The sequence below is a fragment of the Paraburkholderia ginsengisoli NBRC 100965 genome (genome assembly GCF_000739735.1).
Classification (GTDB): domain Bacteria; phylum Pseudomonadota; class Gammaproteobacteria; order Burkholderiales; family Burkholderiaceae; genus Paraburkholderia; species Paraburkholderia ginsengisoli.
Map to the genome: position 1 here is coordinate 553,031 of NZ_BBJF01000004.1, position 19,083 is coordinate 572,113.

Below are 19,083 nucleotides of genomic sequence, written 5' to 3' on the forward strand. Positions count from 1 at the left end.
GTGTTATGTTTCTGCACAGACCCGAACGAACACCCATGCCGCTCCCGCTGATGACTTTCCCCGCCGAAGCCGATTTCCACCGCCTGCTCGACGCGCTGACGCTGTGCGTGCTGCTGCACGACGCGCAGACCAAGGCGATCGTGTGGGCCAATCGCGCGGCCTGTGACGCGCTCGGCTTCACGCTCGACGAACTGCTGCCGCTGAAGGCAAAAGACATGACGCGTCCGGTGCCGAAGTACCGGCGCGAGATCGGCGTCGGCGCGATGGATCGCTCGATCACCGAAGGCCCCCAGGTCTACGAGTGGTGCTACCGTTCGCGCAGCGGCGCCGATATGTTGTCCGAAGCAATTGCCACCTATGTACCGCTCGCCGGGCGCCCGGTCGTGATGGTGCAGTTCCGCGACATCAGCGCCGAGGACACGCTCAAGCAAACCTTGCGGCGCTATGAATCGCGGCTGCGCGAATTCATGCAGGATCTCGGCGAGGGCGTCGCGGTGCTGACGCCCGCGGGCGAAGTGGAATTCGTTAGCGAATCCGGGCGCCGCGTGCTCGGACTGGAAGAGGGCGCGCCGATGGGCGACGTGCTCGACTATTGCAGCGAGCCGGATCGCGACCGTCTGCTCGCGCAACTCGCGGCTGCACCGCGCATCGAGCCGTCGGCGCCACAGCGCTATCGGATCACGCGTCGCGACGGCACGCCGGGCTGGCTGCGCATCACGTGCCGGCGGATCGAAATCGAAGACGATCTCAACGGCCTGCTGCTGCTCTTTCGCGACGTGACCGACGAGGTCGCCGTCGAGGAAGCGCGCCGCCACGAAGCGCGTCTGCTCGAATACGCGGGGCGCTATAACGCGATGGGCGAAATGGCGACCGCGATCGCCCATGAGTTGAGCCAGCCGCTCGCGGCGGTGCGCAACTTCATCGAAGGGGCGATTCGCCGGCTCGCGCAACCCGCCTCGCTCGACGATGCCATCTGGGGGCTGCGCAACGCCGATCGGCAGGCGGAGCACGCGACGCTGATCATCAAAAGCGTGCGCGATTACATCGCGCGGCGCGAGCCGAGCGAGACACATGCCGACTTGCGCGATGTGCTCGCGGATGCCGCTTATTTCATCGAGTTGCGCGCGCGCGAAGCGGACGTGACGGTCACGATCGAGCAGGCGCGCGCGCCGTTGCCGGTGTATGTCGAGCGCGTGCTGATCGGCCAAGTGGTGCTCAATCTCGCGTTCAATGCGATCGACGCGTTGAGCGAACAGGCTCGAACGGACGCCGCGCAACCGCAGCGTCGTGCGCTGCGCCTCGTCACCCAACTGCGCGGCAAACACGCGCTCGTCCAGGTGATCGACAATGGCCGCGGCGTGCTGGCCGATATGCATGGGCGCCTGTTCGACGGCTTCTCGTCGTCCAAGGCGGGCGGCAACGGCATCGGGCTGTCGCTGTGCAAGAACATCGTCACGCGGCATGGTGGCGAGATCTGGGCGAAGCCTGCGCCGCACGGCGGGCTCGAATGCAGCTTCTCGCTGCCGCTCGCGCCCGCGGCGGACGATTGAACGCGGCTCAGTCATACGCGGCGTGCGTGTTCCTCGGAATCGTCACGAGCGTCAACGCGGTAATCAGGCCGAAGGCGATCAGCATCAGCGCAACTGGCCACGGCGCGCGAACCTGCGCGTACAGCGCGGTCGCGACGAGCGGCGCGAGTCCGCCGGAAAACACCGACGCGATTTCGTGGCCGAGCGCCATGCCCGAGTAGCGGACTTCAGTGGGGAACAGTTCGCCCATCAACGCGGGTTGCGTGCCGATCATCGCGGCGTGGCAGAACGGCAAACCCAGTGCGAGCGCGAGAAACACATACAGCGGCTGATGCGTGTCGATCAGCCAGAACGCCGGAAACGCGATCACCACGAGCCCGAGCGCGCCGATCATATACACGGGGCGGCGCCCGATCACATCCGAGAGCCGGCCCCACAGCACGATCGTCACGAGTTCGAGCAGCATCGCGATCATCACGCCGCCGAGCATCACCGACACCGGCACGCCGACCGTCTTGCCGTACACCAGCACGAACGACAGAAAGATATACGTGCCGCCGTTTTCGGCGACGCGCAGTCCCATCGCCTGCAACACCTGCTTCGGATGATTGCGCAGCACGGTCAGCACCGGCATGTGCTGCGGTTTCGCGGCCGCGAAGTCGCGGCTCTCGGGCAGGCGTCGCCGGATATAAACGCCGACACCGAAGATCAGCACGCTCGCGAGAAACGGCACACGCCAGCCCCACGACATGAAGCTCTCCGTCGGCAGGCGCTGCACCAGATAGAACGCCGCCGCCGACAACACGAAGCCGCCCGCCACGCCCAACTGGCTGAACGACGCGTAGTAGCCGCGGCGATTCGCCGGCGCGCTCTCGCTGATTAGCAGGACGCCGCCGCCCCATTCACCGCCGGACGCGACGCCTTGCACGACCCGCAGGCAGACTAGCGCGACGGGCGCGAGAAAGCCGATCTGCGAGAACGTCGGCAACAGGCCGATGCCGAAAGTCGCAACGCCCATCATCATCAGCGTGACGACGAGCGCCCGTTTGCGGCCGTGCCGGTCGCCGATGTGGCCGAACACGACACCGCCGAGCGGCCGCGCGAGAAAGCCGATTGCGAAGCCCGCGAACGCGGCGAGCGTGCCGAGCAACGGATCGCCGTGCAACGGAAAGAACAGTGGCCCGAAGATCAGCGCCGCGGCCGTGCCGTACAGAAAGAAGTCGTACCATTCGAGCGCGTTACCGAGCACGGACGCGACGATGATGCGCCGCAAGGTTCGCGAAGTGGCCGGCGTCGCGGACGCGGGAAGCGATCCGGCCGTAGGGGAAAGCGTATCGTTTTGCATCGTCGGGCTCGCTGGTTGCGCGCGTTTCGCGGGTATCGGGGGTGTCGTGGGTTAAAAAAAAGTACTCCGGGGCGCTAGCGCCCGAGCGACTTCGCGGTCTGGCGGCCGATGCCGAAGTCGCTGTTCGGGATGTCCTTGATCGTTTCGCTTCGCTCGTGGGTCCGAAGATCGCGCTTCAGGCGGTCACAACAGAAAGCCGATCGCGCTCAATGCATCGGTCGAATCGATCAGGCGGATCACCTTCTGCACGATGCGCGGCTCGCCGCTCGCAAAGCCGATCCGATGCGTGAGGTCCGCCGCGAACAACGTCGCCTTGCCACGTTTGTACGCGACGATCACCTGCGCGGAGTTCACCGTGACTTCGTCGCTCGCGTCGCTCGTCAGCGTGAAGCGCGAAACGGTGCGTACGGTGCGGGCGGCATCGCTGGCTGATGCGGAATAGCCGGATGTCATCCGTCGCACGCGTTTTTCGCGCATGTCCTGATCGTCGTATGCGTAGTTCAGCGTGGCCGCGAAGTCCGTCGCGTCGGGTTCGATCGGCACCACGTAAAAGCCCGCCGGGTCCCACAGCGACAACCACGCGCGATAGTCCTTGCGGTCCAGCAATTCGGCTTCGCGCCAGATGAGTTCGATCGCGTCGGCAAAGATCTTCTGCGAGAACAGCGTGTTGCGGTCGTCCATCATGCTTGCTCCATCATCGTGCGCCATTGCGCGTACGCTTCGCGCATGCCGGTTTCGTCGGTGGCGTGCGCGGTCTTCTCGCCGTTCGGCGCGGTGCTCTCGCGATTCAGGCCGCGATTCACGAGGATCGGCAGATCGGGGCCGGCCTGCGAGCCGCGCTGCACGCGCTCCCACGCTTCGGCGTCGTCGGGGCTGCCGAAACCGAACGGGCCCTGGAAGTGTTCGTGAATCCGAAGACGCACGCGGTTCGCTTCGTCGGGACCGCCGTCCATGGCGAGCGCGACGTGACGGATCTCGGTTTCGTTCGCGGAAATGGGCCGCAGCACCCGGAAGAACGCCATCGACAGCGCGAGGTTCGGAAACAGGTTCAGGTTGAAGCCGACGCCCATCAGCGAGCGCACGATGCGGCGCACTTCATCGGGCGCATGATCTTTCGCGAGCGACGCGGCGAGCGCTTCGAAGCGCTCGGGAATCGGCGCGCCGTCATCCTTGTCGAGATCGACGAGTTCGGGCACCAGCACCGCGAGACTGTGACCGTTGCCGAGCGAGCGGCAGAACGCGTCTTCGCTGGTCATGAAACTGGTGATCGCGGTGGCGGTTTCGTCGTCGATCGATTTCATCCACGACTTGTGGACCACCGGGAAGTGATACAGGTCGGTGGTGTTCTCCAGTTGAATCTTCCAGTTGCCGTTGAAGCGGAAGCGGTGTTCGCCGTTGGCCTTGATCGGATAGCCGGCGCCTTGCTTCATGAACAGATCGATCCACGGCTTCGCGCCGCCGAGAAAATCTTCGAGCGGCTCGATTTCCTCATTGAAACTCGCAAATATCAAACCTTGATAGATTCCAACGCGCAGGCTCGCGAGCGGCAGTTCGGTCTTGTCGATCACGCCTTCATAGCCGTCGCCGTATGGCAGCGCGCGCAATGCGCCGTCGAGGCCGTAGGTCCAGCTGTGATACGGGCACGTGAAGCCTTTAGCGTTGCCCTTGTGCTGTTCGCACACAGTCGCGCCGCGATGACGGCAGCGGTTTTGCAGCACGTTGACCGCGCCGCTCCTGTCGCGCACGACGATCATCGGCTGGCGGCCGATCGTCGTGGTGCGGAAGTCGCCTGGATTTGGCAGTTCGCTTTCGTGCGCGACCCAGATCCACGTCTTGTAGAAAATGCGCTCGAGTTCGGCTTCGAAGATGGCCGGGTCGTAGTACAGCGACGGGGCGACGCGGTCGGACTGCGCGCGCTGGTACAACGCGCTGGCATCGACGGTCTGATATGAGGATTCGCTCATGACGGTGTAGTGGGGTGGTCGATGGAGCAGAGTCTCGCCGAGTGACTGATATGCGTCAAATTGATCTAAAATAAAAACCAAGATCAATCGGATGGATATCTCGATGAATTCGCTGGATCACGTCGACCTCAATTTGCTGCGCGTTTTTCAGGCCATCGTCGAAGAGCGCAGCCTCACGCGAGCCGGTCAGCGACTCGCGCTGTCACAGCCGGCCATCAGTTATTCGCTGGGGCGTTTGCGTACGCTGTTCGACGATCCGCTGTTCATTCGCACGCGCGTCGGCATGCAGCCGACGCCGATTGCGCTGGAGTTGTCGGGGATCGTGTCGCGCGCACTGGACACGGTGCGCGAGGCGCTGCGTTACGCGGAGCATTTCGATCCGGCGGTGAGCACGCGCACGTTCCGGCTGTCGCTATCGGACGCGGGTGAGCTGGCTTATTTGCCGCCGATCTGCGAGGCCTTGCATCGGCAGGCGCCGCGCGTGAAATTGCGGGTCGAGCCGCTGCCGGTCGAAGCCATCGAAGACGCGTTGCGCGCAAGCCGGCTCGATTTCGCCATCGGCAATCTGCCGACGCTGACCGCGCGCACGCGTCATCAGGCGTTGTTCGAGGAGACCTATGTGTGCATGACCCGCAAACGGCGCGGATTGCCTCACACAAAAGTACTGGATTTGAAGGCGTTTCTGGATGCGTCGCACGTGCAGATCACGTCGGTCGAGCACAGCCACCATGCGCTCGACGACGAGTTCCGCGCACAAGGCGTGGGGCGCCATATCGCGCTGGAACTACCGCATTTCGTCGCGTTGCCGAGCGTACTCGCCGTCACCGATCTGTTCGCGACGCTGCCGCGCCGCCTCGCGCAGATTTTCAACCGCAACGGCGGCTTCCAGATTTACGAGTTGCCGGTGAGCCTGCCGGTCGCGGCGGTCACGATGCACTGGCACGAGCATTTCGACCAGGACGAAGGCAACGTCTGGCTGCGCAATCTGATGGCCGACATCGTGCGGCGCTTCGACGAACGCTGATCGATGCTGCTTCAGAGGCGACGCACGTGCGTCACGCGCGTTTGAATAGCCCGCGCGCGAGCGAACACAGCAGCGTGGTGGCGGGCGACTCGTCCTGCAAGCGGCGGCTCATGATGATCGGCGACGCGATGCTGGCCCCCGGAATCGGCCGGTACACCACGCCGTGCGCGCGCAGGCCCTCGACGCTTTCCGGCACGAGGCACACACCCACCTGCGCGGCAACGAGACCCAGTGCGGTCTGCAATTCGCGCACTTCATGAATCGCCTTCGGTTCCAGCGCGTGATCGTGCAGCGCGGAGAGTTGCTGGTCGGCATAGCTCGGACGCGGCGTGCTCGGATAGACGATCAGCGTTTCCTGCGCGAGCGCGGCGAGCGTCAGCGGCTTCTTCTGTCGCGCGAGCGGATGGTCTTGCGGTAGCGCGGCAATCATCCGTTCCTCGACGAGCACTTCGCGGGCGAGTTGCGCGTCGTCGAAACGCAGGCGGCCGAAGCCGACGTCGATGCGCCCGCCCTTGAGCGCGGCCAGTTGTTCGATCGTGAACATTTCGATCAGCGACAGTTCGATATGGGGAGCCGCCTCGCGAAACGCGCGGATCACGGCGGGCAGCGCGCCGTACAGCGTCGACGGCACGAAGCCGATCACGATGCGCTCGGCCAGTTGCGCAAGCCGGCGCGTGAGCGGCGCGAGTTCGTCGGCGTCATCGACGAGGCGCTTCGCCTGCGCATAGAAAATGCGCCCGGCTTCGGTCAGACGCAACGGCCGCGAGCCGCGTTCGAACAGCGGCAGGCCGACGCTTTCCTCGATCTGCTGAATCTGCCGGCTCAGCGGCGGCTGCGTCATGTGCAGGCGATTCGCGGCCCGCGTGATGTTCATCTCTTCCGCGACCGCAATGAAGTAGCGCAGTTGGCGAAGTTCCATGCATACCCCTAAGGCACAAAGGTTTCTTATTGATCTCGACGTTGCTGAGTATGCGGCAGGCCGCGCGGCGAACGCGCAGGTTAGTCCAGGCGGGCGGGTCCGGTCAACGTTCATCCGGCGCGGTGTGCGAATCCTTCAGGTAGTCGTCGACCGCGCTGCCCACTGTCGGATGAAAGCGTCGCTCGCCGATCACGTCGATCAGCTCGAAGCGGATGAGCTTGTCGCGCACCGGGTCCTTCATTTCGGCGAAGTGCAGCGCGATGCCGTGCTCGCCGAGAATCCGGCTCAATTCCCGCAACATGTCGGCGGACGTGACGTCGACGCTGGTGACAGGCTCCGCGGTCACGACGACCCGTCGAACCGGCGTCGGGTACTCGGCGACGGCTTCCAGAAGACGGTCCTGAAACAGTTCGGCGTTCGCGAAGAAGAGCGGCGCGTCCCAGCGAAACAGCAGCAGGCCCGCGGGCCGCGTGGCATGCGGATAGCGCTTGATGTCGTGATATCCGCGCAAACCTTCGACGTGACCGAGAATGGCGTAATGAGGCCGCCAGCCGTCCCACAGAAATTCGATGATCGCAATCACGACCGCGAGGCAGATGCCGGGAATCGCGCCGAACACCGCGACGCCCGCGAAGCACGCGAGCGAGAGCCAGAACTCCCACTGCTGGATCCGATAGATGCGCTTGAGGTCCGCGAATTCGAACAGACCGAGCGCCGCCGCAATGACGACTGCGGCCAGCGCGCTATTGGGCAAATAGCGCAGCAGATTCGGCGCGACTAGCAGCAGCGCCGCGACGGCCAATGCGCCGACCACACCGGTCAATTGCGTGCGCGCGCCCGCTGCCTCGGCCACCGGCGTGCGCGAAGCGCTGCTGCTGATCGGAAAACCCTGGAAGAAGCCCGCCGCGAGATTGGCCGCCCCCAGGCCGACCATCTCCTGATTCGGGTCGACGCGCGTGCGAAGCCGCGCCGCGAACGTGCGCGACAGCACGCTGGTGTCGGCGAACGAGATCAGCGCTACCGCGCAGCCGCCGAGCAAGATCCTGGTCAGATCGGCGCCGCTCGCCCACGGCAGCACGAATGCGGGCAAGCCTTGCGGGATCTTGCCGAGCACCCGCACGCCGGCGCGATCGAGGTCGAACACATAGACGCACAGCGTGGCCAGCACCACGGCGATCAGAATGCCGGGCAGCCTTTCGAATCGCTTGAGCAGCAGGATCAGCGCGAGACTGCCCGCGCCCACCGCCAGGCTGTACCAGTTGATTTGGGCGGCGGCGATGGCTTTTGCCAGGCTGATCAGAATGCCCAGAGAGCCGTCGCCGTCGCTGGAGACACCGAAGAGTCGCGGCAACTGGCTGATCAGGACGGTGATCGCTATGCCGTTCATGTAACCGTAGCGAATCGGCTTGGACAGCAGTTCGGTGATGAAGCCCAGACGCAGCAGCCCCATGATGATGCAGAACAGGCCGGAGACAATCGCGAGCATGCTGGCCACCGCGATGGCGCGCGACGGATCGCCGGCGGCCAGCGTCACGACGACGGCGAGGATCGGCGCCGCGAGCGCCGAATCCGGACCGACGACGAGTATCCGGCTCGGACCAAAGACGGCATAGGCAAGCAGCGGGACAATCGTCGCGTACAGACCGTAGACGCCGGGCACGCCGGAGGCCTCGGCATACGCGATGCCGACCGGCACCAGCATCGTGGTGAGCACGAGACCCGCGGCCACGTCCCTCGGTAGCCAGCGGAGCTGGTACTCCCTCAGCAGCACGACGCCTGGCAGCCAGCGCAGCCATCTGCGCGCACGATTTGCGGTCGGCTCGCCGGCGGGAGTGGATCGTTGGGTTTGCATGAGTCGGGTATTTAACGTCGAAGCGCGGCCACGCACGAGAGGGAGTGGGTACTGCCCGCCACTGCCCTAACAGAAAGAATAGTGCAGAGCCGCCGAAGACAGTAGCGCGGGACCGTGCGACGTGCAGGTCGTGAGTGCGTTCCGGCATTCCATACCGCCACGGTATGGAAGTAGTCTGAATGAGTGTTGGACTGCTGCACGGGTTTGTTCCTAAGATGGGGCTCCCGGTTACAGCAGTTCAGGAGAGCAACGAATGACAGCAACACCCGTGAAGATCGAGAGCGTGGAGACGATTCTCGTCGACGTACCGACGATCCGTCCGCACCGCCTCTCGGTCGCAACGATGAACTGCCAGACTCTCGTGCTCGTGCGCATCCGGTGCGCGGACGGCGTGGTCGGCGTGGGCGAGGGCACCACCATCGGCGGCCTCGCGTATGGCGAAGAAAGCCCGGAGAGTATCAAGGTCAACATCGACACGTACTTCGCGCCGCTGCTCAAAGGTATGGACGCCACCCGTCCAGGCGCTGCGATGGCAAAGCTGCGCGAGCTGTTTCAAGGCAACCGCTTTGCGAAGTCCGCACTCGAAACCGCGTTGTTCGATGCCCAGGCGCAACGCGTCGGCGTGCCGCTGTCCGAGTTGTTCGGCGGCCGCGTGCGCGAGTCGGTGGATGTCGCGTGGACGCTCGCGAGCGGCGACACGAACCGCGATATCGACGAAGCTGCGCGTGTGTTCGAAGCGAAGCGTCATCGCGTGTTCAAGCTGAAAATCGGCTCGCGTGAGGTGGCCGACGACGTCGCGCATGTCGTCGCGATCGGCAAGGCGCTGGAGGGACGCGGCGAAGTGCGGGTCGACGTGAACCAGGCGTGGACCGAATCGGAAGCGATCTGGGCGGCTCGCCGTTTCGCCGACGCGGGCGTCACGCTGATCGAACAGCCGATCGCCGCCGACAACCGCGCAGGCCTCAAGCGCCTCACTGACCTCGCTCTGGTGCCGATCATGGCCGACGAAGCGCTGCACGGCCCGGCGGACGCGTTCGCGATTGCGAGCGCGCGTGCCGCCGATGTGTTCGCGGTGAAGATCGCGCAATCGGGCGGCTTGAGCGGCGCCGCGCAAGTGGCCGCAATTGCGTCGGCGGCGAATATTGACCTGTACGGCGGCACGATGCTCGAAGGCGCGGTGGGCACGATCGCCTCGGCGCAACTCTTCAGCACGTTCGGCGAATTGAAGTGGGGCACCGAACTGTTCGGCCCGTTGCTGTTAACTGAAGAGATTCTCACCGAGCCGTTGCGCTACGAAAACTTCGCGCTGCATCTGCCGCAAGGCCCGGGCCTCGGCATCGCGCTCGACTGGGACAAGATCGCGCGTCTGCGGCGCGATACGCGCAAAGGCGCAAGCGTCACCACGAATTGAAGTTGAGGGATTGGCTCATCCGTTAGCCATCCAGAATATCAAACCAAGGAGATACCCCATGAACAAGCAGGCCATCGATACGTTGCTGCAAAAGATCAACGACAGCGCTACCAGCGAAGGCAATCCGCGTACGAAGCAGATCGTCAACCGGATCGTGCGCGATCTGTTCTATACGATCGAAGACCTCGACGTGCAGCCCGACGAATTCTGGACCGCGCTGAACTATCTCGGCGAAGCCGGCAAGAGCGGCGAACTGGGTCTGCTGGCCGCGGGTCTCGGGTTCGAGCATTTTCTCGACTTGCGTCTGGACGAAGCGGAAGCGAAGGCCGGCATCGAAGGCGGCACGCCGCGCACGATCGAAGGTCCGTTGTATGTGGCGGGCGCGCCGGAGTCGGTCGGCCACGCACGGCTCGACGACGGCACCGATCCCGGCCAGACGCTGGTGATGCGCGGCCGCGTGCTCGGCGAGGACGGCAAGCCGCTCGCGAATGCGCTCGTCGAGGTATGGCACGCGAATCATCTCGGCAACTACTCGTACTTCGACAAATCGCAGCCGGCGTTCAATCTGCGCCGCTCGATCCGCACGGATGCCGAAGGCCAATACAGCTTCCGCAGCGTCGTGCCGGTCGGCTATAGCGTGCCGCCGCAAGGTCAGACGCAATTGCTGCTCGATCAGCTCGGCCGTCATGGGCATCGTCCGGCGCATATCCACTTCTTCGTGTCCGCGCCGGGCCACCGCAAGCTGACCACGCAGATCAACATCGACGGCGATCCGTATCTGTGGGACGACTTCGCTTTCGCGACGCGCGACGGCCTCGTGCCGGCGGTCAAGCAGGCCGAGGGCGCCGAAGGCAAGCCGTATGGCGTGGAAGGCAACTTTGCGCTGATCGACTTCGACTTCACGCTGTTCAACGAACGCGACAACCTGCCGGGCGCCGAAGTGGAACGGGTGCGCGCCGAGGCTTGATGCCGGCGACGCCATAACGGAAAACGCGTGAACGTACCGCAGGAATCCGTCGACCCTGGTTCACGCGGCGTGTGATTTGCCGCGTGAACCAGGGTCTTTCATTACCGATCACACCATCGATTCAAACCAGGAGAACAAGCATGCTGTTTCACGTCGAGATGACCGTCAACCTGCCGCCGGATATGGATGCGGAACGCGCCGCGCGTCTGAAGGCCGACGAGAAAGCGATGTCGCAACGACTTCAGCAGGAAGGCGTTTGGCGGCACCTGTGGCGAATTGCCGGGCGCTACGCGAATATCAGCGTGTTCGATGTGGAAAGCCCCGCGCATCTGCACGACGTGCTGAGCCAGTTGCCGCTGTTTCCGTATATGGATGTTGAAGTGCGCGCGTTGTGCCGGCACGCATCGTCGATGCGCGACGACGACCGGTAAGCGCTCAACGGCCGCGCAAGGACTGCGCGAGATGAGAAAAAGGTGCTGCCGATGCAGCACCTTTTTCTATTGCAGGCAGCCGTTATCGCGAAAGGCAACCACGCGTCAAAGATCCAGCACCAGCTCCGGCGAGCTCGCGCGCGACACGCAGCAGCAGATCACCTTGCCGCTCGCACGTTCCGCTTTGCTCAGGCAATGATCGCGGTGCTCGGGCGCGCCGCTCACCACGTCGACCATGCAGGTGCCGCAGACCCCTTCGCCACACGATGTGTCCACTTCGATGCCGATCGACGCCAGCGCCGCCACGATGGTCGTGCCCTTGTCCACGCGCACGGTAGCGCCGCTGCTCGCGATCCGCACGTCGAAAGCATAGAGCGTGGCGGCTTCGCCGTTAGCGGTAGCGGCAACCGGTTCGGCCGCAAAACGTTCGAGATGAAGCGCGTCCGGCGCGACCCGCGTTTCGCCGATCGCCACCACGCGTGCCATGAAAGGCGCGGGGCCGCAGGTATAGATGTGCGTGCCATCACGCGCGTCCTGCAGACAGGCGCCGAGCACTGCATCGAGCTGCTCGCGCGCGACGCCGAAGTGGAGCCTCACGTGATCGCTGAACGGCGCGCGCGACAGCAACGGCAAGAACGCCGCGTGCTCCGCGCTGCGTGAGAAGTAATGCAGCGTGAAGCGCTGCCCCTGCTTGAGCAACCGGTACGCCATGCTCAACAACGGCGTCACGCCGATACCCGCCGCGACCAGAATGTGTTCATCGGCGCCGGGCGCGAGTTGGAACAGATTGCGCGGCGCGCCGATCGTCAGTTCGCTGCCGACCGTGACCTCGTCATGCAGCGAACGCGAGCCGCCGCGCGAAGCGTCTTCGCGCTTCACCGCAAACAGATGCGCGTCGCGTCGATCCGGGTCGCCGCACAATGAATATTGCCGCGTGAGTCCTGACGGCCCGATGACGTCGATGTGCGCGCCGGGTTCGTAGTGGTCGAACGGCTGGCCGTCCACACGCGAGACGCTGAACGAGCGCACGCCGTGCGCTTCGTCGCACACGCTATCGACGCGCACGTTGAAGGTGGTTCTTTCCATGATCCTGCCGACAATAAAAGCGCTGCAAGAAGCACTGCCGCAGGCAGTGCGGGCGTCGCATGCATGGATTGCATGCGGTTTTGCGTCAAGGATAAGAACCCGCTTCCGATCAGGCAAATCGATTAAAAATAGCCCGATAGATAAATGCGGCTGATATCGACGGCGTTGGCCGATCCAGACGAAACGTTCAGATCCCGGCCAGATGGCGCACCAACGCTTTTTCAGGCCGGGCCATCGCATTCAGATCGCGCATGCACACCAGCAACTGGCGCGCGGCCCAACTCTCGGCCAGCTCGATCGTGCGAATGCCCGGCGTGCCGCGATAACGCTTCGCCGCGGTGGCCGGCACGATGCCGATGCCGGCGCGCTGTTCGACCATGCAGCAGATGCCGTCGAACGTGCGCATGTGGGCGCGGAAGCTGAGCGTCTGGCCGGCCAGCAACGCGCGCTCGCCGAGGTACGCGTGCAACGCGCTGTCTGCGCTGAGACCGATGAACTCCCGTTTGGCCACTTCCGCGAGCGTCGCGCGCCGGCGCGAGGCGAGCGGGTCGTCACGGCTTGCGATCAACACGAGTTTGTCGACGGCGAATGGAAACGTCTGCAGCGCGCCGTGCTCGACTGCGTCGGAAATGATGCCGATCTCCGCGGCGCCGGTCAGTACCGCCTTCACGGTCTCGCTGCTTTGCCGCTCCTTCAGATCGATCTGCACGTTCGGGTGGTCGCGCAGAAAGTGGCCGACCGCCGAAGGCAGGAACTCGGTGAGCGCGGCCGTATTGGTCCACAGGCGAATGCAGGCCTTGCGGCCTTCCTGATGCTCGCCGAGTTCGCCCTGCATCCTGTCGATCTGGCCAAGCACGAGCCGCGCGTGATGCGCGAGCGTGTCGCCGGTCGGCGTGGACTCGACGCCCCGGCGGCCGCGTTCGAGCAGCGGCATGCCGAGCGCGTCCTCCATGCCGCGCAGCCGCGCGCTCGCCGACGGCAGCGACATGTTCGCGCGCGCGGCGCCGTGGGTGATGCTGCCGGTGTCGAGCACAGACAGAAAGAGCCGGAGATCGATGAGGTCGAAGCGCATGGGGTGTCGTCGTTCGTGTGGGAGTTGCCGAAGGAGGAGGGTCAGCCGTGGTGGCAGCCTTAGCCACAGCCTAAGTCACGGTACGTATCTTACGCATTGTGAAGCGCGTGGCGGCACCTGAAAATCGCTTCCGTCACTTCAATCAAAATCGCCCGATGATCTCTTCGCTTGTGAGTCCATTCGCGAGTCCGTTCGCGGCGCACGCCACCGTGATCGCCGCGACTTTTGTGCTGGCCGGCTTCGTCAAGGGCGTGACCGGCATGGGTCTGCCGACCGTCGCGATGGGCGTGCTCGGCACATTGATGCTGCCGGCGCAGGCGGCCGCGTTGCTGCTGTTGCCGTCGTTCGTCACCAACCTGTGGCAGCTGTTCGCGGGCCCGAGCGTGCGGGCGCTGGTCGGGCGATTGTGGCCGATGATGGTGGGCATCGTCGCCGGCACGCTCGCGGCGGCGTCGTTCATTGCGGGCGCGGGCGGCGCATGGGCGGTCGTCGGACTCGGCGCCGCGTTGACGCTGTACGCGGTGGCCGGCTTGCTGGCGTGGCGCTTCTCGGTGCCGGCGCGCCACGAGCGCTGGCTGTCGCCAGCCATCGGTGCGATCACCGGCGTGGTCACGGGGGGCACCGGCGTGTTCGTCGTCCCGGCGGTCCCTTATCTTCAGGGCCTTGCGTTGAAGAAAGAGGATCTGGTGCAGGCGCTCGGGCTGTCGTTCACCGTGTCGACCATCGCGCTGGCGATCGGACTGGCGAGCGCGCATGCGTTCGCGCTCGATGAGTTGAGCGCGTCGCTCGTCGCCGTCGCGCCGGCCTTGATCGGCATGTGGATCGGACAGCGCGTGCGCGGACTCATCAGCGCGGCGAGCTTTCGCCGCTGGTTCTTCATCTGTCTGCTCGGGCTGGGCATTCAATTGATGGCGCGCGCATTCGTTTAATGACAACGTGATGGCAACGAACAACGGAGGGGCATCGTGTGGCACGTTATTCTGGATACGCTCGGTGCGCTGGCCGTGTTGGCGAGCGTCAGTGCACAGATCGCGCTGATACGTAAGCGCTGAACTTACAGGCCGCTTTCTCATCCAGGCGTCCGTCGATGCGGGCCCGCCATCTCGCGCAGCATGCGTGTACGCGCATGCCGCCGCAGCCGATTGCCGATTGTTCGGCTCAACCAACGTATCTATTCGCCTTCAGCCGCTTTATCCACGCTGCTGACATGCCTACATTGTGTCCAGTGACAGCGCCACTGCATTTCCAGCTTCATCGACGTCAGGCCCGCGAATCTTCGCGACAGCGCGTCGGCGCGAAACCCATTTAAAGGACATCATCATGAGCAAGCTCACAGGTAAGGTTGCGGTTGTAACCGGCGGTTCGAAAGGGATCGGCGCGGCTATCGCGAAGGCATTGGCCGCGCAGGGCGCCTCGGTGGTCGTGAACTACGCGTCCAGCAAGGCGGGCGCCGACAGCGTGGTGGCAGCGATCACCGCGGCGGGCGGCAAGGCCATCGCGGTCGGCGGCGACGTCGCCAAAGCGGCCGACGCGCAAGGCATCATCGATACGGCGGTCGAAACCTATGGCCGCCTCGACATCCTCGTGAACAATTCGGGCGTGTACGAATTCGCGCCGATCGAAGAGATCACCGAAGAGCACTTCCATAAGCACTTCAATGTGAACGTGCTGGGTCTGCTGCTGACCACGCAGGCGGCAGTCAGGCATTTCGGCGAAGGCGCCAGCATCGTCAACGTCAGTTCGGTGGTGAGCCGCATCACGCCGCCGGGCAGCGCGGTCTATACGGCGACCAAAAGCGCGGTGGACGGCATCACCGGCGTACTCGCGAAGGAACTCGGCCCGCGCAAGATTCGTGTGAACTCGGTGAATCCGGGCATGGTCGCGACCGAGGGCACGCATAGCGCGGGAATCATCGGTTCGGACTTCGAAACGTGGGCGGTCAGCACGACGCCGCTCGGACGCGTCGGCCAGCCTGACGATATCGCGGATGTCGTCGTGTTCCTCGCATCCGACGACTCGCGCTGGATGACGGGCGAAAGCCTGATTGCCAGCGGCGGTTCGCGCTGAGCAAGTAGGTTGCGCGATGGCGTGCGGTGCGGCCTGAGAGTAGCGCACGCGCAATGTACGACTGATAGCGCGGCCGTGCGACGGGAGAAGCGTCGTAACGGCAGCACAGCAACAAGGCGTGCGGGTGCGGATGGGCGTACGGGGCCGCATCCGCATGCGTCGCAACATGGCTACGCCGCGAAAGATGCAATGCAGCACCGCAGCGAAGTAGGACGGGCGACCACAGTCGAGCCGCCGCTGGCGCAACCGCCGCCTGCCGGGCGGCTCACGCTTTCATTCACTTCCCGCAACAGACGCGCTGTCAGGCAACTGCACCGCGAACAACGCATCCAGCAGAATCGATCCGGGCCGCTCGGCGAGCCGCGTCAGCGACTCGATCATCTGCACCTGGCAATCCTGTAGCGGGATCATCCTGATCCGCCGCGACTCGTTGAATTCGGCGCGCGCGATCACCCCCACGCCCATCCCTTGCGCGACTGCTTCTTCCAGCGCTTCGCGTCCGTCCACGTACATCACCGGTTCCACCTGCAACGACGCGCGCACCAGTTCGATTTCGAGCAGCTGCTGCGTGACCGATTGCGACTCGCGGAAAATCATCGGCTGTTTGACCAGCTCGGCGTAGCTCAGCTTGCGTTTCTTCGCGACCGGAAGGCCGACCGGCACCATCGCCACCAGCGGGTCGCGCCGCAACACGCGCGACGTGAGCCGGCTGTGCACTTGCGGCGCGGCGGTAATGGCCGCATCGACCGCGCTCGACAGCACGCGCTGCATGCAGTCCGCGGCATTCGCGATCGACAGCGTCACGACGATCCCCGGATGCAGCTTGCGAAACGCGCCAATCAATGCGACCGCGAGATCGGGCGCGTCGGCGGCCAGCGACAGCGATCCCGATTCGAGCCCGCCCGCCGACTCCAGCAACTGCCGCGCGTCGCGCTCGCAACTGAGCATGTGCCGCGTCACGCTGAACAGACGCAAGCCCAGTTCAGTAGTCTCGACGCCGCGCGGTCCGCGCTCGAACAGCTTGACGCCATAGTCCTGCTCCAGCCGCCGCACGTGATCCGACACGGCCGGCTGCGTCAGCGACAACGCCTGCGCGGCTTTCGAAAACCCGCCATGTTCGGCGACCGCATGAAACGCCCGCAATTGCGCGTATTGCACGTGAGCCTCGCTGAGTTTTGCCGTATAAGTTTCATCGATATGGTCATCGATTATATCGATTTTACCGATGTTCGCCGTTTCGGTACCGTGTCTTGCATCGACCAGGCAATATCGGAGTACCGCACATGGAAAGCGCGATCGACCCTTCACCGGCGGCGTCCGCTGCGTCTTCAGCCACGCAGCGCGCGACGCCCTGCGCCGCGCCCGCCGGCGGCGAGCCTTACCTGCTGACGCCCGGCCCGCTGACCACCGCCCGTTCGACCAAGGAAGCGATGCTGCGCGACTGGGGCTCGTGGGACGGCGATTTCCGCGCGATGACCGCGCAACTGCGCGCGAGCCTGCTGGAAATCGCGGGTGACGCTGTGGACAACCCCGCGAGCGAATACGACTGCGTCCCGCTGCAAGGCAGCGGCAGCTATTGCGTCGAAGCGATGCTCGGCAGCCTGCTGCCGCGCGACGGCCATGCACTGGTGCTCGCGAACGGCGCGTACGGCAAGCGCATCGCGACCACGCTCGGCTATCTCGGCCGCGCGTACACGCTGCTCGACAAGGGAGACTATCTGCCGCCGCGCGGCGCGGAAGTCGAGCGCATGCTGGCCGCCGATCCGCGTATCACGCACGTGGTCGCGGTGCATTGCGAAACCAGCTCGGGAATTCTCAATCCGCTCGAAGAAATCGCCGCCACCACTGCGAAGCACGGCCGCAAGCTGCTGATCGATTCGATGAGCGCGTTCGGCGCGGTGCCGCTCGACGTGCGCGAGATCGCGTGCGAGGCGTTCGTGTCGTCGGCGAATAAATGTATCGAGGGCGTGCCAGGTTTCGGCTTCGTGATTGCCCGCAAGCGCGCATTGCAGGAAGCGAAAGGCAGTAGTCACTCGCTCGCGCTCGACGTCCACGATCAATGGGACGTGATGAATCGCACCGGGCAGTGGCGCTTCACGCCGCCCACCCACACGGTGGCCGCGTTTCTCGAGGCGCTGCGTCTGTACAAACTTGAAGGCGGCCAGTCCGGGCGCCTCGCGCGTTACGCGAACAATCGCGACGTGCTGGTCGCGGGCATGCAGGCCCTCGGCTTCGAGCCGTTGCTGAACGCGCGCTGGCGCTCGCCGATCATCGTGACGTTTTTCGCGCCGGCGCATCCGTCGTTCGAATTCGCGCGCTTCTACGAATTGATGAAACAACAGGGCTTCATCATCTATCCGGGCAAGCTGACGGTGGTGGACAGTTTCCGCATCGGCTGCATCGGCCAGGTGGATGAGCACGTGATGCGCCGCGTGGTGCAGGCCTGCGCCGCGTCGTTGCAGACGATGGGCGTCGACCATGCCGCGCCGCCGGCTGCCGCGCTCGAAGAACGCAAGGTATTGGCGCAAGCGGCCTGAACGAGTCGTGAAGACAACGCGCGGCCTGCCGCGCGCGCCCGGAACCTCGAGAGGATTGAAGTCAATGAAGCACATAAAGCACGTCAAGGCGGTGATTTTCGATTGGGCCGGCACGGTGGTCGATTACGGTTCGCTCGCGCCGATGGGCGCGTTCGTCGAGACCTTCGAACAGTTCGGCGTGTCGATCACGATCGACGAAGCACGCGGCCCGATGGGCATGGCCAAGCGTCCGCACATCGCCGCGCTGATGGCGCTGCCGCGTGTCGCGCGAGCCTGGGCCGACAAGCACGGGCACGCGCCGGGCGAAGCCGATATCGATGCCGTCTACGACGTGTTCGTGCCGAAGAACATCGCGGTCGCGGCGAGCTACAGCTCGGTGATTCCGGGTGTGGCCGAAGTGACGAGCGCGCTGCGCAGCGACGACGTCCGCATTGGCACGACCACCGGCTATACGCGCGAGATCATCGACGAGATCGTGCCGGGCGCGGCCGCGCAGGGCTTCGTGCCCGACAGCATCGTCTGTACCGGCGACACGCCTGAAGGGCGGCCGTCGCCGTACATGATCTACAAGACGTTGCCCGCGTTGGGCGTGTGGCGCGCGAAGGAAGCGATCAAGGTCGACGATACGGCGGTCGGCATCGAGGAGGGGCTCAACGGCGGGACGTGGACGGTCGGCGTTTCGGTGAGCGGCAACGCGTTCGGGATGACCGAGGCGCAGGTCAAGGCGTTGTCCCCGGAAGAGTTCGCGGCGCGCCGCGACGCGGCGATCCGGAAGTTGCAGGCGGCCGGCGCGCATTATGTGATCGACAGCGTCGCCGATCTGATGCCGGTGGTGTACGACATCGACGCGCGTCTCGATCGGGGCGAGCGGCCGTGACG

Annotated in this window: 17 protein-coding genes; 9 read left to right on the forward strand and 8 right to left on the reverse strand. The window is 64.8% G+C overall.

Features of this window, described 5'->3' with window-relative positions; all coding sequences use genetic code 11:
• The first annotated feature begins 50 nt into the window (after positions 1 to 50).
• On the forward strand, positions 51 to 1,550 hold the full coding sequence (locus BGI01S_RS06560; RefSeq protein ID WP_084585312.1) for a PAS domain-containing sensor histidine kinase: 1,500 nt from the start codon (positions 51 to 53) through the stop codon (positions 1,548 to 1,550).
• Between the two features lie 7 nt (positions 1,551 to 1,557).
• On the opposite strand, the gene BGI01S_RS06565 is transcribed toward BGI01S_RS06560, so the two are convergent.
• The 3 genes from BGI01S_RS06565 to BGI01S_RS06575 form a co-directional block, all read right to left on the reverse strand.
• Positions 1,558 to 2,874, reverse strand: coding sequence for an MFS transporter (locus BGI01S_RS06565; protein WP_042323452.1), 1,317 nt, complete (start codon positions 2,872 to 2,874; stop codon positions 1,558 to 1,560).
• 183 nt (positions 2,875 to 3,057) lie between these two features.
• A complete protein-coding gene (locus BGI01S_RS06570) occupies positions 3,058 to 3,558 on the reverse strand; it encodes an aromatic-ring-hydroxylating dioxygenase subunit beta (RefSeq protein WP_042323454.1) in 501 nt (166 codons plus the stop codon).
• Positions 3,555 to 4,838 carry an aromatic ring-hydroxylating oxygenase subunit alpha gene (locus tag BGI01S_RS06575; protein WP_042323456.1) on the reverse strand — a complete coding sequence of 428 codons (1,284 nt, stop codon included), beginning with the start codon at positions 4,836 to 4,838 and terminating at the stop codon, positions 3,555 to 3,557. Before BGI01S_RS06575 ends, BGI01S_RS06570 begins: the two co-directional genes overlap by 4 nt.
• Before the next feature lie 103 nt (positions 4,839 to 4,941).
• Between BGI01S_RS06575 and BGI01S_RS06580 the strand changes: the two genes are divergently transcribed.
• Positions 4,942 to 5,862: a LysR family transcriptional regulator gene (locus tag BGI01S_RS06580; RefSeq protein WP_042323458.1), complete on the forward strand. Its 921-nt coding sequence runs from the start codon at positions 4,942 to 4,944 to the stop codon at positions 5,860 to 5,862.
• Positions 5,863 to 5,893: 31 nt separating this feature from the next.
• Here the strand turns inward: BGI01S_RS06580 and BGI01S_RS06585 are convergent, their stop codons facing one another.
• Together BGI01S_RS06585 and BGI01S_RS06590 are read right to left on the reverse strand one after the other, a co-directional pair.
• Positions 5,894 to 6,781 (reverse strand): LysR family transcriptional regulator, encoded by an 888-nt coding sequence (locus tag BGI01S_RS06585; RefSeq protein WP_042323460.1) that lies wholly within the window; start codon positions 6,779 to 6,781, stop codon positions 5,894 to 5,896.
• Between the two features lie 103 nt (positions 6,782 to 6,884).
• Complete coding sequence (locus tag BGI01S_RS06590) at positions 6,885 to 8,633, reverse strand: SulP family inorganic anion transporter (RefSeq protein WP_042323462.1); 1,749 nt, start codon at positions 8,631 to 8,633, stop codon at positions 6,885 to 6,887.
• A 253-nt stretch (positions 8,634 to 8,886) separates the two neighbouring features.
• Here BGI01S_RS06590 and BGI01S_RS06595 point away from each other — a divergent pair, with 253 nt between their 5' ends.
• The 3 genes from BGI01S_RS06595 to catC all read left to right on the forward strand — a co-directional run bounded on the left by BGI01S_RS06595 (position 8,887) and on the right by catC (position 11,442).
• On the forward strand, positions 8,887 to 10,044 hold the full coding sequence (locus tag BGI01S_RS06595) for a muconate/chloromuconate family cycloisomerase (RefSeq protein WP_042323464.1): 1,158 nt from the start codon (positions 8,887 to 8,889) through the stop codon (positions 10,042 to 10,044).
• Positions 10,045 to 10,102: 58 nt separating this feature from the next.
• Positions 10,103 to 11,011: a catechol 1,2-dioxygenase gene (gene catA / locus BGI01S_RS06600; RefSeq protein WP_042323467.1), complete on the forward strand. Its 909-nt coding sequence runs from the start codon at positions 10,103 to 10,105 to the stop codon at positions 11,009 to 11,011.
• A 140-nt stretch (positions 11,012 to 11,151) separates the two neighbouring features.
• Positions 11,152 to 11,442, forward strand: a complete 291-nt coding sequence (gene catC, locus BGI01S_RS06605; protein WP_042323469.1) for a muconolactone Delta-isomerase — start codon at positions 11,152 to 11,154, stop codon at positions 11,440 to 11,442.
• Positions 11,443 to 11,547: 105 nt separating this feature from the next.
• Here the strand turns inward: catC and BGI01S_RS06610 are convergent, their stop codons facing one another.
• Together BGI01S_RS06610 and BGI01S_RS06615 are read right to left on the reverse strand one after the other, a co-directional pair.
• The gene (locus BGI01S_RS06610; RefSeq protein ID WP_042323471.1) at positions 11,548 to 12,528 is read right to left on the reverse strand and encodes a PDR/VanB family oxidoreductase; all 981 of its coding nucleotides are present in this window, start codon (positions 12,526 to 12,528) and stop codon (positions 11,548 to 11,550) included.
• A gap of 187 nt (positions 12,529 to 12,715) precedes the next feature.
• Positions 12,716 to 13,600 (reverse strand): LysR family transcriptional regulator, encoded by an 885-nt coding sequence (locus BGI01S_RS06615; protein ID WP_042323473.1) that lies wholly within the window; start codon positions 13,598 to 13,600, stop codon positions 12,716 to 12,718.
• A gap of 155 nt (positions 13,601 to 13,755) precedes the next feature.
• Between BGI01S_RS06615 and BGI01S_RS06620 the strand changes: the two genes are divergently transcribed.
• Together BGI01S_RS06620 and BGI01S_RS06625 are read left to right on the forward strand one after the other, a co-directional pair.
• Positions 13,756 to 14,529: a sulfite exporter TauE/SafE family protein gene (locus BGI01S_RS06620; protein WP_042323475.1), complete on the forward strand. Its 774-nt coding sequence runs from the start codon at positions 13,756 to 13,758 to the stop codon at positions 14,527 to 14,529.
• A 391-nt stretch (positions 14,530 to 14,920) separates the two neighbouring features.
• Complete coding sequence (locus tag BGI01S_RS06625; RefSeq protein WP_042323477.1) at positions 14,921 to 15,667, forward strand: glucose 1-dehydrogenase; 747 nt, start codon at positions 14,921 to 14,923, stop codon at positions 15,665 to 15,667.
• A 273-nt stretch (positions 15,668 to 15,940) separates the two neighbouring features.
• Here the strand turns inward: BGI01S_RS06625 and BGI01S_RS06630 are convergent, their stop codons facing one another.
• The gene (locus tag BGI01S_RS06630) at positions 15,941 to 16,825 is read right to left on the reverse strand and encodes a LysR substrate-binding domain-containing protein (RefSeq protein ID WP_042323478.1); all 885 of its coding nucleotides are present in this window, start codon (positions 16,823 to 16,825) and stop codon (positions 15,941 to 15,943) included.
• Between the two features lie 125 nt (positions 16,826 to 16,950).
• On the opposite strand from BGI01S_RS06630, the gene BGI01S_RS06635 reads away from it, so the two are divergent.
• Positions 16,951 to 18,204 carry a 2-aminoethylphosphonate--pyruvate transaminase gene (locus tag BGI01S_RS06635; protein ID WP_042323480.1) on the forward strand — a complete coding sequence of 418 codons (1,254 nt, stop codon included), beginning with the start codon at positions 16,951 to 16,953 and terminating at the stop codon, positions 18,202 to 18,204.
• Positions 18,205 to 18,277: 73 nt separating this feature from the next.
• On the forward strand, positions 18,278 to 19,081 hold the full coding sequence (gene phnX, locus BGI01S_RS06640; protein ID WP_042324463.1) for a phosphonoacetaldehyde hydrolase: 804 nt from the start codon (positions 18,278 to 18,280) through the stop codon (positions 19,079 to 19,081).
• Positions 19,082 to 19,083 lie beyond the last annotated feature (2 nt).